Source organism: Pinirhizobacter sp. (assembly GCF_035317885.1).
Taxonomy (GTDB): Bacteria; Pseudomonadota; Gammaproteobacteria; order Xanthomonadales; family Rhodanobacteraceae; genus Pinirhizobacter.
Map to the genome: position 1 here is coordinate 1 of NZ_DATHFX010000232.1, position 12,959 is coordinate 12,959.

General features: G+C 64.6%; 13 protein-coding genes. 12 read left to right on the forward strand and 1 reads right to left on the reverse strand.

Annotated elements, in window-relative coordinates:
* The 11 genes from VK519_RS07600 to VK519_RS07650 form a co-directional block, all read left to right on the forward strand.
* Positions 1 to 1,174 (forward strand): ABC transporter permease (locus VK519_RS07600; RefSeq protein WP_324348692.1); only part of this gene is annotated, 1,174 nt, incomplete at its 5' end.
* Position 1,175: 1 nt separating this feature from the next.
* A complete protein-coding gene (locus VK519_RS07605) occupies positions 1,176 to 2,501 on the forward strand; it encodes an ABC transporter permease (protein WP_324348694.1) in 1,326 nt (441 codons plus the stop codon).
* A complete protein-coding gene (locus VK519_RS07610; protein ID WP_324348696.1) occupies positions 2,501 to 3,706 on the forward strand; it encodes an ABC transporter permease in 1,206 nt (401 codons plus the stop codon). The genes VK519_RS07605 and VK519_RS07610 overlap by 1 nt, the downstream gene beginning before the upstream one ends.
* 19 nt (positions 3,707 to 3,725) lie before the next feature.
* On the forward strand, positions 3,726 to 5,033 hold the full coding sequence (locus VK519_RS07615; protein WP_324348698.1) for an ABC transporter permease: 1,308 nt from the start codon (positions 3,726 to 3,728) through the stop codon (positions 5,031 to 5,033).
* Positions 5,034 to 5,044: 11 nt separating this feature from the next.
* A complete protein-coding gene (locus tag VK519_RS07620) occupies positions 5,045 to 6,271 on the forward strand; it encodes an ABC transporter permease (protein WP_324348700.1) in 1,227 nt (408 codons plus the stop codon).
* A gap of 86 nt (positions 6,272 to 6,357) precedes the next feature.
* Positions 6,358 to 7,698, forward strand: a complete 1,341-nt coding sequence (locus VK519_RS07625) for a sigma-54-dependent transcriptional regulator (protein WP_324348702.1) — start codon at positions 6,358 to 6,360, stop codon at positions 7,696 to 7,698.
* A 76-nt stretch (positions 7,699 to 7,774) separates the two neighbouring features.
* A complete protein-coding gene (locus VK519_RS07630) occupies positions 7,775 to 8,095 on the forward strand; it encodes a hypothetical protein (RefSeq protein ID WP_324348704.1) in 321 nt (106 codons plus the stop codon).
* Between the two features lie 4 nt (positions 8,096 to 8,099).
* Positions 8,100 to 9,467, forward strand: a complete 1,368-nt coding sequence (locus VK519_RS07635; RefSeq protein ID WP_324348706.1) for a sensor histidine kinase — start codon at positions 8,100 to 8,102, stop codon at positions 9,465 to 9,467.
* Positions 9,468 to 9,516: 49 nt separating this feature from the next.
* A complete protein-coding gene (locus VK519_RS07640; protein WP_324348708.1) occupies positions 9,517 to 10,464 on the forward strand; it encodes an SPFH domain-containing protein in 948 nt (315 codons plus the stop codon).
* Between the two features lie 5 nt (positions 10,465 to 10,469).
* On the forward strand, positions 10,470 to 10,916 hold the full coding sequence (locus VK519_RS07645) for an NfeD family protein (RefSeq protein WP_324348716.1): 447 nt from the start codon (positions 10,470 to 10,472) through the stop codon (positions 10,914 to 10,916).
* A complete protein-coding gene (locus tag VK519_RS07650; protein ID WP_324348710.1) occupies positions 10,913 to 12,187 on the forward strand; it encodes a threonine/serine exporter family protein in 1,275 nt (424 codons plus the stop codon). Before VK519_RS07645 ends, VK519_RS07650 begins: the two co-directional genes overlap by 4 nt.
* Before the next feature lie 17 nt (positions 12,188 to 12,204).
* On the opposite strand, the gene VK519_RS07655 is transcribed toward VK519_RS07650, so the two are convergent.
* On the reverse strand, positions 12,205 to 12,528 hold the full coding sequence (locus VK519_RS07655; protein ID WP_324348712.1) for an H-NS histone family protein: 324 nt from the start codon (positions 12,526 to 12,528) through the stop codon (positions 12,205 to 12,207).
* Between VK519_RS07655 and VK519_RS07660 the strand changes: the two genes are divergently transcribed.
* Entirely contained in the window at positions 12,527 to 12,847 is a 321-nt protein-coding gene (locus VK519_RS07660) for a hypothetical protein (protein ID WP_324348714.1), read from the forward strand. The genes VK519_RS07655 and VK519_RS07660 overlap by 2 nt on opposite strands.
* Positions 12,848 to 12,959: the final 112 nt, after the last annotated feature.

Below are 12,959 nucleotides of genomic sequence, written 5' to 3' on the forward strand. Positions count from 1 at the left end.
CGCCTTGACCCTGGCGATCGTCTGCAACGCGCTGTTCATCATCACCACGCGGATCGAGCGAATCGGCCGGCCGACGGGAATCGATGAAGCAAACCTGTTCAAGGTGAGCGTGCAGCGCACGGGACTGTCCAGCGATGGCGAGGCGGCCAAGGCACGGCTCGATGCCGACGTGCGCACGGACCTGGCTGCGATCCGCTCGCTTCCTGATGTGGCCGATGCCTACGTCACCAACACATTGCCCCTTGCCAACAGCAACTGGACCGGCTGGCTGGGGCAATCGCCCGACGGCGACAAGGTTGGCCCTTCCACCGCTTTCTTCCTGGGTGATGAGCACACCCTGGCAACCTTGGGGCTGCACCTGGTGGAAGGACGGAATTTCCGGCCCGAAGAGGTTCTTCCGCACGGCCTGCGCGATCGCGTTGCACCGGCTCAGCTGATCATTTCCAGGGCGCTGGCACAGAAGCTTTACCCGGACGGCGACGCGGTCGGCAAGACAGTGTATGTCGGGCCCGCTGCGCCACCTACCCGGATCATCGGCGTGGTCGATCGCCTGCAAAGTTCCTCCGTGCAGGCATGGGCGGAAAGTTTTGCCTGGCAGACATCGATCGTGCCGGCGCGGTTCTCCTTCACTTATCGTACCTACGCCATCCGCGCCCGCCCCGGAAGGCTGGACTCGGCCATGAAAGCCGTGCCCGATGCACTGTATGCCGTGGACCCGCAGCGGGTGATCCCGGAAGACGATGGCGTGTTGAGCTTCGCCGGCATCCGTGCACGTGCCTATCGTGCCGACCGCGGCATGGCGATCCTGATGGGCGCGGTATGCCTGATCCTGCTGACCGTGACCGCGGCGGGCGTGGTTGGGCTGTCGAGCTTCTGGGTGGGCCAGCGCCGCCGCCAGATCGGTATCCGCCGCGCACTGGGTGCCACGCGCCGGAACATCCTTAATTATTTCCTTGCCGAAAACGCCCTGATCACCGTCGGCGGCGTACTGGTCGGCGCGGTGATGGCGTTCGCCATCAATGCCTGGCTGATGGTCCAGTTCGAGTTGGCGAGGTTGTCCGTCACTTACGTGGTGGCGGGCATTGTCGCGCTCATCGTACTGGGCCAGGCGTCGGCCTTCGCGCCGGCGTTGCGCGCCTCGCACATCCCTCCCGTCGAAGCGACCAGGAGCTGACGTGCTGGGCTATTACTTCTTCCTTGCCCTTCGCAGCCTGCGCCGCACGCGCATGCTCACCGCACTGATGGTGCTGGCGATCGCCGTGGGCATCGGCGCCAGCATGACCACCTTGTCCGTGATGTTCCTGCTGTCGGGCGACCCGTTGCCGGGAAAGAGCGACAAGCTCTTCTACCCGCAGCTGGAACCTTCCACCGGAGCCACGCTCAGGCACTGGCCCATGGATCTCATGGACTACGCCAGCGCCCACGACCTGTGGGCTGCGCATCGCGCGACGCGCCAGGCGATGGTTGCCGAAGCATCCACGCACGTGGTCCCCACCGCGTCGGGCCAGTCGCCCTTTACCGTCGCCACGCTCGCCACCACCTCGGACTTCTTCCCGATGTTCGACGTGCCGTTCAAGTATGGTGGTCCATGGACGCCTGAAGACGAAGGGCGGGCCGCCCGGCAGGTGGTGCTTTCGGCCACCTTGAACCAGCGCCTCTTCGGCGGTGCGAACAGCGTGGGCCAGGATGTCGTCATCAACGGCGCGCAGCTTCGCGTGGTGGGTGTGCTCGATCACTGGCGTCCCCGCCCCCGTTTCTACATGCTCGCTGGATCGCGCAACAGCGGCGGCGACACGGGCGATTTCTACGGCCCGACGGAGGACATTTTCCTGCCGATGGCCACGGGCATCGACATCGCGCAGGCCGATATGCAACCGTTCACGTGCTGGTCGAACGGTAACATCGACTTCAAGCACATGATGACCCAGCCCTGCGCATGGGTGGGCCTGTGGGTGGAGTTGCCCACGGCCGCTGCGCGCGACGGGTTCAGCCGCTTCCTCGACGACTACGACGCACAGCAGCGGAGCATCGGCCGTTTTCCCCATCCCAAGTTGACGCGCATGCTGAGCCTGCACGAGTGGCTCGCCTTCCAGCAGGTGATCCCCGCCGACGTGAAGCTGCAGACATGGCTGGCATTCGCCTTCCTGGCGATCTGCCTATTCAATACCGTCGGGCTGCTCCTGGCCAAGTTCATCGGCCGCAGCAACGAAATCGGCGTGCGCCGGGCGCTGGGCGCGTCGCGCGGGGCGATCTTCGGGCAGTGCCTGGTGGAAGCAGGGCTGATCGGCAGCATCGGCGGGTTGTTCGGGCTGCTCTTCACCGTGCTCGGCGTGGTGGCCATCCGCCACCAGCCCGTGGCATACGCCGACCTTGTTTCGGTGAACATCCCGCTGTTCCTGCTGGCCCTGGCGGTCGCGCTGGGCGCCAGCATCGTTGCCGGGATCTTTCCGGCGTTCCGTGCCAGCCGGGTTGCACCGGCCCTGCAGTTGAAGGTGCAGTGATGCAGATCGCGCCCATCCTTGCGGCTCTGAAGAAGCATCGCATGGCGACGTTCCTGATCGCCATGGAGATTGCGTTGGCCTGCGCGGTACTGTGCAACGCGCTGTACCTAGTAACCGAGCGCGTGCGACTGTCGCACGTGCAAAGCGGTGTGGACGAAGACCGCCTTGTGGCCATCACGCTTGATGGCGTGACCGACGACCAGGCCGCCGACCTCGCTCCGCGGTTGCGCCAGCGACTGGCGCAGCTGCCAGGGGTGGAGTCGGTATCGGTGGCCAACGCCACCCCCTTCGGGCCGCAAGCGGGCGAAATGGGCTTCCGCATCGATCCAAACGACCCGGTATTCCACCTGCAGGGGCATTTCTACCTGGGCGATGCCAATTTCGCGAAGACGCTTGGCCTGCGCCTGGTCTCCGGACGTTGGTTCACTCTCGATGACTACGCCCACGTCGACGGCTTCCTGCCCAAGACTTCGGTCGTGCTGGTGGACGCGGACTATGCGGCCAAGCTGTGGCCCGGGCAGGATCCGCTGGGCAAAGTGGTGCTGTCGGGCAACCAGACCTTGCGCGTGGTGGGTCTGCTGGCACGCCTGGTCCGTCCCAATCCCAGCCCGTTCGCCACCACCAATGCATTCCTGATGCCGACGTTGCCGGGCACGGGCCTGGCCAGCGTCTACCTGTTGCGGACCGTTCCAGGCCATGCGGAAGAGGTGTTCCGCCGCGCCACGGCGGCGATCTCGCGCGATGAGCGCGGCGTGATCATCAACGCCCAGGCATCGGGTCCGTTGGTGACGTTGCGTGACGCCTACTTCGCCAACACGCGGTCCATGGCCATGATGATGGTTGGCGTGATCGCCGCGCTATTGCTGGTATCGGCGTTGGGTATCGTGGGCCTTGCCAGCTTCTGGGTGCAGCAACGGCGCCAGCAGATCGGCATCCGTCGCGCCATCGGTGCCACGCGGCGCGACATCCTGCACTATTTCCAGTTGGAGAATTTCCTCATCGTCGGTGGCGGCATCGTGGTCGGCATGGTGCTGGCCTACGTGTTGAGCGCCGTGCTGATGAAGCAGTACGAGTTGCCGCTGCTTCCTGCGTATTACCTGCCTTACGGCGCGCTGATCCTCTGGCTTCTGGGTCAGCTGGCCGTGCTTGGCCCCGCGCGGCGTGCCGCCGCGGTGCCTCCTGTCGTCGCCACCCGCAACATCTGAACCATCGAGGGAGCCACCCATGTTCGCCTACTACTTCCAGCTCGGCCTGCGCAGCTTGAGGCGCAACCCCATCCTCACTGCCTTGATGGTGATGGCGATCGGTTTTGGCGTGGCGGCGTCGATGACCACCTATTCGGTATTCCGTGCTACCTCTCGCAATCCCATCCCGCAGAAATCCGCCCAGCTGTTCCATCCGGCGATCGACAACTGGGGGCCGGAGGACACCGAGAAGGGTGAGCCACCCGATTCGATGACCTACAAGGACGTGGTCGCGCTGATGCGCGCGCACAAGGCGCCGCGGCAGACGGCGCTCTATCCGATCGCCGCGGCGCTTATCCCGGACGATCCGTCCTCGCTACCCCAGCGCCAGGGCGCCTATGCGGTGTACACCGACTTCTTCCCGATGTTCGATGTGCCCTTCATCTTCGGCAAGCCCTGGACAGCCGAGGACGACGAGGGCCACGCCGCGGTCGTGGTCATCACCAAGAAACTCAACGACAAGGTGTTCGGTGGCGCCAACAGCGTTGGCAAGCAGGTCAACCTCGACGGCAGGTTGTACGTGGTGTCGGGCGTGATCGAAGACTGGGATGCCTCGCCACGGTTCTTTGACCTGGTGAATACAGGCGGTTTCGACAAGGGTGCACAGTTGTACATGCCCTTCACCCGCGCCGTGGAGCTGCAAAAGGCGAGCAACGGCAACAACAACTGCAACAGCGACCCGGGCGATGGCTGGGACAACTACCTGCGCTCCGAATGCATCTGGCTTGCGATGTGGGTGGAACTGCCCGATGCCGCGGCCGCTGCCAGCTACAAGCAGTTCCTTACCAACTATGTCGACGGGCAGCGCCAGGCCGGGCGTTTCCGCTGGCCGAACAACGTGCGCCTGCGCGACGTGATGGACTTCCTCGATGCCGAGCACGTGGTGCCGGCCGAGACGCAGATATCGCTGTTCGTATCGCTGGGATTCCTGGTGATCTGCCTGGTCAATACCGTGGGCCTGCTGCTGGCGAAGTTCATGCGCCGCGCGCCGGAAATCGGCGTGCGCCGCGCACTGGGCGCGTCGCGCAAGGAAATCTATTACCAGTTCATGCTTGAGGCAGCAGCGGTGGGTGTGGCCGGCGGCATCCTGGGTCTGCTATTGACGGGCCTTGGCGTGATGGGCGTGGGGCTGGTATTCGAGCCAGACATCGCCCGCCTGGCAACGCTCGATATCTCTCTGGTGTTGATCACCTTGCTCGTTGCCGTCATCGCCACCTTGCTGGCGGCCTTTTATCCCACCTGGCGTGCGACCCAAGTGCAGCCCGCGTGGCAGCTGAAATCCAACTAAGGGCCATGACGATGATGATCAAGCCGATCGTATCCGCGCTGCGCCAGCACAAGGCCGGCACCATCCTCATTGCCCTGCAGATTGCGCTGACCCTGGCCATCGTCTGCAATGCGCTGTTCATCATCCACCAGCGCGTAAGCCACCTGTCGCGCGGCACGGGTATCGACGAATCGAACCTGGTGATCGTGACCAACCGCCTGGTGGGCAACACGGAGAATTTCGTCCCGCTGGTGAAATCCGATCTCCAGGCGCTGCGCCAGATGCCGGACGTGGCATCGGTGTACGCCACCAACTCCTACCCGCTGCGCAACGGAGGTTGGTCGATGGGGGCGCGGACCAATCCCGACCAGAAGAAATCCACCGGGCAGACGGCGATCTACTTCGTCGACGAGCACGCGCTTGCCACCCTGGGCGCCAAGCTGATTGCCGGTCGCGATTTCAATGCCGGAGACGTCATCGACCAGGACCCGAAGAAATCCATTGCAGGTCCCGTGGCGATCGTGACCAAGGCGCTGGCCGACAAGTTGTTCCCGGATGGCTCGGCGCTTGGCAAGAACATTTACCTGACCGAGGAAAAGAAGCCCACCACCATCGTCGGCATCGTGGAAAAGACCCAGGTGCCGTGGGTGAGTTCCTTTGCCCAGACGTGGGACCAGTACGTGACGTTCCTGCCGGCCGTCCTCAATACCGACTACAACGCCTACATGGTGCGCGCCAAGCCGGGTCAGGAAGAATCCGTGCGCTCGCATGTGCTGGACGTCCTGGTGAAGAACAACCGCATGCGCACGTTGCCCGACGAGAACGGCGTGCAGACGTTCGCCGATGTGCGCCGCAAGGCTTATGAACGCGACCGCGGCATGGCGATCATGATGGGCATCGTCTGCGCGGTGCTGCTGGCGATCACCGCGGCAGGCATCGTGGGCCTGACCAGCTTCTGGGTGGGCCAGCGCCGCAAGCAGATCGGCGTGCGCCGGGCGCTGGGCGCCACCAAGCGGGACATCCTCACCTATTTCCTGACCGAGAATTTCCTCATCGGCGCGGCGGGCGTGGTGGTGGGCAGCGCCATGGCCATCGGCATGTCGATGTGGCTGCAGCAGCACTTCGAGACCGAACGGATGTCGGTGGTGTACGTGTTGGTTGGCGTGGTGCTGCTGTTGCTGCTGGGGCAGGGCGCCGTGCTGGCACCGGCGATGCGGGCCTCGAAGGTGTCGCCTGTGGAAGCCACGCGCAACGCCTGAAGCACTGGCCTGCTAGAATTTTTTTAGCGGGCCCTTTCAACCTTTCGGCGTGGAGATGCATCCATGCCTCCATGCGAAGAGCAAAGATGCGCACTGTCCTGATCATCGACGACAACCCGGCCGTGGGCGACGCGCTGTCGCTGGCCTTCTCGTTGCGCGAGATCCGCCCCCTGGTGGCCCTTACGCCGGAAGAAGGCTTAGGCCTCCTGGAGCGCGAGAGCGTGGACGTACTGGTCCAGGACATGAACTTCACCGCCGACACCACCTCTGGCGCTGAGGGCGTGGCCCTGTTCCGCGCCGTGCGCGAGCGCCACCCGGACCTCCCGGTGATCCTGCTCACGGCCTGGACGCACCTTGAAACGGCCGTGGAGCTGGTCAAGGCCGGTGCCGCGGACTACCTGGGCAAGCCCTGGGACGACGCCAAGCTGCTGGCCACGGTGGAAAACCTGCTGGAACTGGCTGAGTCCACCAAGGAAGTCACCCGGGCACGGGTCGAGCGCCGCAAGCGCCGCGAGGCGCTGCAGCGCAAGTACGAGCTCGATGGATTGGTATTCGCCTCCGAGGCCATGGGCCGCACGCTGGAGCTGGCCTGCCAGGTGGCTCGTTCCGACGTCCCGGTACTGGTCACCGGCCCCAATGGCGCCGGCAAGGAGCGCATCGCGGCGATCGTGCACGCCAATTCCCCGGTAAGCCGCGGGCCCTTCATCGCGGTCAATTGCGGCGCGCTGCCGGGGGAATTGATCGAAGCTGAATTATTCGGTGCCGAAGCCGGTGCCTACACCGGCGCCAACCGGGCCCGCGAGGGCCGTTTCGAAATGGCCGACGGTGGCACATTGTTCCTGGATGAAATCGGCAACTTGCCGCTACCGGGGCAGATGAAGCTCCTGCGCGTGCTCGAGTCTGGGCAGTTCGAGCGGTTGGGTTCAGGTCGCACGCACAAGGTGAAAGTGCGCGTGATCAGCGCCACCAACGCCGACCTTAAAGCCATGATCCGTGCCGGTACGTTCCGCGAGGACCTCTTCTATCGCCTCAACGTGATCGAAGTGAACCTGCCGCCTTTGTCCGAGCGCGTGGACGACATCCTTCCCCTGGCCGAGCATTTCCTCGATGGCCGGGCCAGGCTGTCAGAGGAAGCCCGCGATGCATTGCTGGCGCACGACTGGCCGGGCAACGTCCGGGAGCTGAAGAACGCCATCGAACGTGCCCGCCTGCTGGCCAGCGACGGCGTGGTCGCCGTGCGCGACTTGAACCTCCCGGCTGCCTCGCCCTCGGCCATGCGCAACCTCGACGAACCCTCTCGGGAGGCGGTCGAAACCGCGTTGGCCAGCTCCGGCGGCGTGGTCAGCAGGGCCGCGCAGACCCTGGGACTTTCGCGCCAGGCCCTGTATCGCCGGATCGAGCGCTATGGCCTGGCCGTGGCCGGCTGATTCCTTCCGGCCCTGTCGCGTGTAACACCAAGTGAGGTACAACGTGCGTCACGTGCCTGATCGAGGATGCAGCGCCATGTACCGTCCCTTTGCCTTTGCCCTATGCATCGCCACGTTCGCGGGGGCGAGCTTCGCCCAGTCCGCTTCGCGTCCGGCGGCCGACCAGTTCGGGCCGGCCCGCAGCACCACGGCTGCCGACGCCTACGACAATTCCCGTGCGCCCCGCACTGGCGAAACCGACAGCCATTTCAAATTCCGCGACAACAAGCCCGCACAGCTTAAAGACCCTTACCCGGATCGCCGGCCTTTCGAGAAAGCCGGCCAGCCGCCCAGTGCCCAGGACGGCCGCCCGCCAGTGCAATGCGCACAGACCCCGATGGATCCTGCATGCCGGTGAGCCGATGCGGCTGTTGAGCCTTGAGGGTAGGCTGACCCTGCTGCTTGCCGCGGCCGCGCTGTCGGGCGCGTTGCTTTATGTCGGCGTTACCGTGTGGCCGCTGCCGCAGGTCATTGTATCGATCAACACATGGTTCAAGCTCAGCATCGCCGCGCCTGGTGGCGTAGGGTCGCTGGGCGCGATGCTTGCCACGGTAGTGGTACTGCTGCCGCTGGCGAGCCTCCTGGCACATCGGGTAACCCGGCCCTTGCAGCGGCTGTTGCGTGCCCTGGAAGGTGCCGTGGCAAGCTATCGCGATGGCGATTTCAGCTTTTCCATTGCCTCGCATCGGCGCGACGAACTCGGCGCGCTGATCCGTTCGCACAATGCCCTGGGCAATACCCTGCGCGAGCAGCGGCAGAACCTGGCCCAGCGCGAACTGCTGCTTGATACCGTGGTGCAGAACACGCCCGTGGCGCTGGTGCTCACCGACGCCGCGGGCAAGGTGACCTACGCCAACATCGCCGCGCGGCATTTGTTCAACGAGGGCCGCAGTCTGCACGGGCTGGCTTTCGATGAGATACTCACCGGCACCTCCGAATCCCTGCGCAAGGCGATCGCTTCGGGCGAAGACGCCCTGCTCACCGTGGAGATGGAAGGAAGCGAGGAAACCTTCCATATCTCGCAGCGCAATTTCCGCCTGCAGGGAAGGCCGCACCGCCTGCAGTTGTTCCGCCGCATGACGCGCGAGCTTTCGCGGCAGGAAGTCGCCACCTGGAAACGGGTGATTCGCGTGATCAGCCATGAACTGAACAATTCCCTGGCGCCGATATCGTCGCTGGCACACTCGGGTGCCGAGCTTGCGCGGCGCGGTGATACCGACCGGCTGCCCGGTGTCTTCGGCACCATCGCCGAACGTACGCGCCACCTGCACGGCTTCATCGCCGGCTACGCCAGTTTCGCCAAGTTGCCGGCGCCGCAGCCGGTGGCGATCGACTGGCCGTCGTATATCGAGTCGCTGGCCTTGCATTGCCAGTTCCGGCTCGACGGCCGCCTGCCGGAGGAACCGGGGCACTTCGACGCCGCGCAGATCGAACAGGTGCTGATCAACCTGATCAAGAACGCCCACGAGGCCGGTGGCCCGGACGACGAAGTCGCACTGTCGGTAGCGGTGGTGGCGCGGATGGTTCGCCTGGAAGTGTCCGACCGCGGGCCCGGCATGAGCGAAACGGTGCTGGCGCAGGCGCTGCTGCCGTTCTATTCCACCAAGCGCTCAGGTACGGGCCTGGGCCTTGCGCTGGCGCGCGAGATCGCCGAGGCCCATGGCGGCCGGGTGGCGCTGGCCAACCGCGAGGGCGGTGGCCTGCGCGTGAGTTTATTCCTGCCGCTTTGAACCCCGGCCGGTAGGTATACTGAGGCTCTACCCGCATGGAGCTTAGGTTATGGGAAGCATGGTTGCACTGGTTGTCGTCGTCCTGGTGGTCATTACCATCACCCGCCTGGTACGCATCGTGCCGCAAGGCTGGGAATGGACGGTCGAAACATTCGGAAAATACACCACGACCCTTAGCCCCGGGCTGCATTTCCTGATCCCGATCTACCATGCGGTGGGGCGCAAGATGAACATGATGGAGCAGGTGCTCGATGTCCCCTCGCAGGATGTCATCACCAAGGACAACGCGGTGGTGCGCGTCGACGGCGTGGTGTTCTACCAGGTACTCGATGCCGCCAAGGCCGCCTACGAGGTGGCCAACCTCGAGCGCGCGGCGCTGGCGCTGATCATGACCAATATCCGTACCGTGCTTGGCTCCATGGACCTGGACGAATCCTTGAGCCAGCGCGATGCGATCAACGCGAAGCTCCTGAACGTGGTCGATGAGGCCACCCATCCCTGGGGCGTGAAGGTCAACCGCATCGAGATCAAGGACATTTCCCCGCCGCGCGACCTCGTCGACGCCATGGCCCGCCAGATGAAGGCCGAACGCGAGAAGCGCGCCAATATCCTCGACGCCGAGGGCTTCCGCCAGGCGGCGATCCTGAAAGCCGAGGGCGAGAAACAATCGGCCATTCTTTCCGCCGAGGGCAAGAAGGAAGCGGCCTTCCGCGAGGCCGAGGCCCGCGAACGCCTGGCCGAGGCCGAGGCCAAGGCAACCACGATGGTGTCGCAGGCGATAGTCAACGGCAACGTCAATGCGCTGAACTACTTCGTGGCCAACAACTACGTCGATGCGCTGAAGGAAATGGCCAAATCGCCCAACCAGAAAACCCTTCTGTTGCCAATGGAGGCGACCGGCATCCTCGGTTCGCTGGCAGGTATCGCCGAGCTTGCGCGTGACGCGGTGTCCCAGCAGGCGGCGGCGCGCGCGCAACCGCCGCGTCCGGTGGGTTGATGGCCATGCCTGCATTGGCGATGCACTACCTGTGGTGGATCCTTGCGCTGGTGCTGATCGCCGGCGAGATGCTGGCTCCGGGCTATTTCCTCCTGTGGATCGGCATCGCCTCCGGCGCCATGGGCGTGGTGTTGTTCGCCGCGCCCGGCATGGGCGTGCTTGCCCAGGCCATCCTGTTCGGGGTGTTCACATTCGCCTCGTGCTTCGCCTACTGGAAATGGCTGCGCCCGCGTCTTGAGCGCGGCGAGCCGTCGGCTTCATTGCTCAATCGGCGCGGGGAACAACTGGTGGGCCAGCGGCTGGTGCTGGTGGAACCGATCGTCAACGGTCGCGGCAAGGCCCGCGTAGGCGACGGCGTCTGGCTGGTGTCGGGGCCGGACATGTCTGCAGGCACCGAAGTGGAAGTGATGTCGGTGAGCGGCAGCATGCTGCAGGTACGAGCCGCGGCATGAACGCGGTGGACAGGCCGGCGCCGCCCGCGATCGGCTTCGCCACGGCGGCGCTCAACACGCGCATCGCCTTCCTGGTGGAACTGGCACGCCGCCTTCACCAGTACGGCACCACGGCGCCACGCCTGGAAGGTGCCATGTCCAGCGCCGCCCAGCGCCTTGGGCTCGCGGCCGAAGTCTGGTCCAGCCCCACCGCCATCATCGTCTCCTTCGCCGACCTCGCCCAGGGCGAGGAGGGCGTAGCCCAGGTCACCCAGGTGATGCGGCTGCCGCCCGGGGACGTCAACCTGGCCCGCCTGGTCGAGGCCGACCGCATCGCCGACGGTGTGATCGACGGCAAGATCGACTTGCGTGAAGGCTTCCACTTGCTGCGAGCATTGGGTGCCCCGGAGTCGGCGAAAGCCCACGTGACTGTCATCGCCAGTTATGGCTTGGCTGCCGCGACCGTGGTGGGCCTGCTGTTGCACTCATCATGGGTGGACTTGCTTACCGCCGGATTCATCGGCGTGGTCATCGGTGCCATCACCGTGCTGTCGGTAAGTCGGCCGCGGCTGTCGGTGGCAAGCGAAGCCATCAGCGCCCTGGTCGCTACCCTCATCGCCACCCTGGTGAGCGCCTATATCGTGCCGCTGGCGCTGAAATCCGTCATCCTAGGTAGCCTGATCGTGTTGCTACCCGGCATGGCGCTTACCACCGCCGTGCGCGAGATATCCAGCCAGCATCTGGTTTCCGGTGTGGCACGCATGGGCGGAGCAGTAGCCACGCTGCTCAAGCTTACCTTTGGCACGGTCGCCGCTACCCAGATTTGCGCCGCGGCGGGCGTGGTGCCCCGTGACTACGCCCTGCCGGCGCTGCCCGGCTGGGCTGACTGGCCCACATTGATCGTCGGCGCCTTCGCCTTCGCCATCCTGTTCCGCGCCGCCCGCCGCGACTGGCCGGTGGTGATGGCGGCGGTGGTGCTGGGGTACCTCAGCACGCGCTGGATCGGGGCGATTTCCGGTGCACCCTTCGGCGTATTCGTCGGCGGCATCCTGTTGGGGGCGCTCAGCAACCTCTACGCGCGTTTCGCCCACCAGCCCGGTGCGGTGATTCGCGAACCGGGCATCATCCTGCTGGTGCCCGGAAGCGTGGGTTTTCGTAGCGTGTCGTACCTGCTCGACCGTGACGCGGTGCTGGGCATGGATACCGGCTTGCTGCTTATTACCCTTTTGGGCTCACTGGTGGCCGGCCTGCTATTTGGCGATTTGTTGATTGCCCCGCGCCGTTCCCTTTAGGGAATAAATCGGGCGGATTATCCGATCAACAGGTCTTTTTCTTTCTTTCCGGCTTTCAGCGCATCATTGAACCAGTGCGGGCGCTTGCCACGGCCTGTCCATGTCTGTTCCGGATTGGCCGGGTTGCGGAACTTGGGCTTGACCTTGCCGATAACCCGGCGCGGCTTGGCGCGGCCGCCGAAGACGTCGTCGAAAGAATAACCTTCGGCCTTGATCAGTGCGTGGATTTTGTCCCGCAGCTTGACCACGCGCTCCTTGCGAAGCTCTCCCTGGCGCGCCTGGGCGCGGGCGATCAGCTCGTTGAGCTGGTTGTGGGTCAGGTTTTTCAGGTCGACGGCCATGATTAACTCCGTGGGTAATGGGCAGGATTCTCGCCGATGCGTTAGGACAATGCAAAAGTCCTTTTTGCAGAAGCATGAAGCCGGTTATTTAAAGCGATTTATGAGAAGGTTTGATGAAAACCGTGAAGACAACAAAAAAGACCGCCCAGACAGCCCGGGTCAAAACTCGAAAGAGCGCACAGACTTCGAAGCGGCAGTAGGAGGCCATGCCCCCGGAGATCCCTATCATGCGCGGGTGCTTGTTGGAATCGCTGGCGCGCCGGGGCGCAGCCATCAAACAAAGCCGCGCAGCGGCCTCTTCTCCCAAGCGCCGGTGTAACCGGAGCGACGAGGCTGGCCGCCCCCGGCTCCTGCGACCACGCCCGAGCCAAGAAAAAGGGCGCCACCAGGGCGCCCTTTTAATGACACACCCGGCACGACTTAACCAAGCA

Bases quoted from the DNA above. Each gene is read 5' to 3' on its own strand.
- VK519_RS07640 (WP_324348708.1), top strand. From the start codon at position 9,517: ATGGGAAGCATGGTTGCACTGGTTGTCGTCGTCCTGGTGGTCATTACC.
- VK519_RS07610 (WP_324348696.1), top strand. From the start codon at position 2,501: ATGCAGATCGCGCCCATCCTTGCGGCTCTGAAGAAGCATCGCATGGCG.
- VK519_RS07615 (WP_324348698.1), top strand. From the start codon at position 3,726: ATGTTCGCCTACTACTTCCAGCTCGGCCTGCGCAGCTTGAGGCGCAAC.
- VK519_RS07635 (WP_324348706.1), top strand. From the start codon at position 8,100: ATGCGGCTGTTGAGCCTTGAGGGTAGGCTGACCCTGCTGCTTGCCGCG.
- VK519_RS07645 (WP_324348716.1), top strand. From the start codon at position 10,470: ATGCCTGCATTGGCGATGCACTACCTGTGGTGGATCCTTGCGCTGGTG.
- VK519_RS07650 (WP_324348710.1), top strand. From the start codon at position 10,913: ATGAACGCGGTGGACAGGCCGGCGCCGCCCGCGATCGGCTTCGCCACG.
- VK519_RS07630 (WP_324348704.1), top strand. From the start codon at position 7,775: ATGTACCGTCCCTTTGCCTTTGCCCTATGCATCGCCACGTTCGCGGGG.
- VK519_RS07625 (WP_324348702.1), top strand. From the start codon at position 6,358: ATGCGCACTGTCCTGATCATCGACGACAACCCGGCCGTGGGCGACGCG.
- VK519_RS07660 (WP_324348714.1), top strand. From the start codon at position 12,527: ATGATTAACTCCGTGGGTAATGGGCAGGATTCTCGCCGATGCGTTAGG.
- VK519_RS07620 (WP_324348700.1), top strand. From the start codon at position 5,045: ATGATGATCAAGCCGATCGTATCCGCGCTGCGCCAGCACAAGGCCGGC.
- VK519_RS07655 (WP_324348712.1), bottom strand. From the start codon at position 12,528: ATGGCCGTCGACCTGAAAAACCTGACCCACAACCAGCTCAACGAGCTG.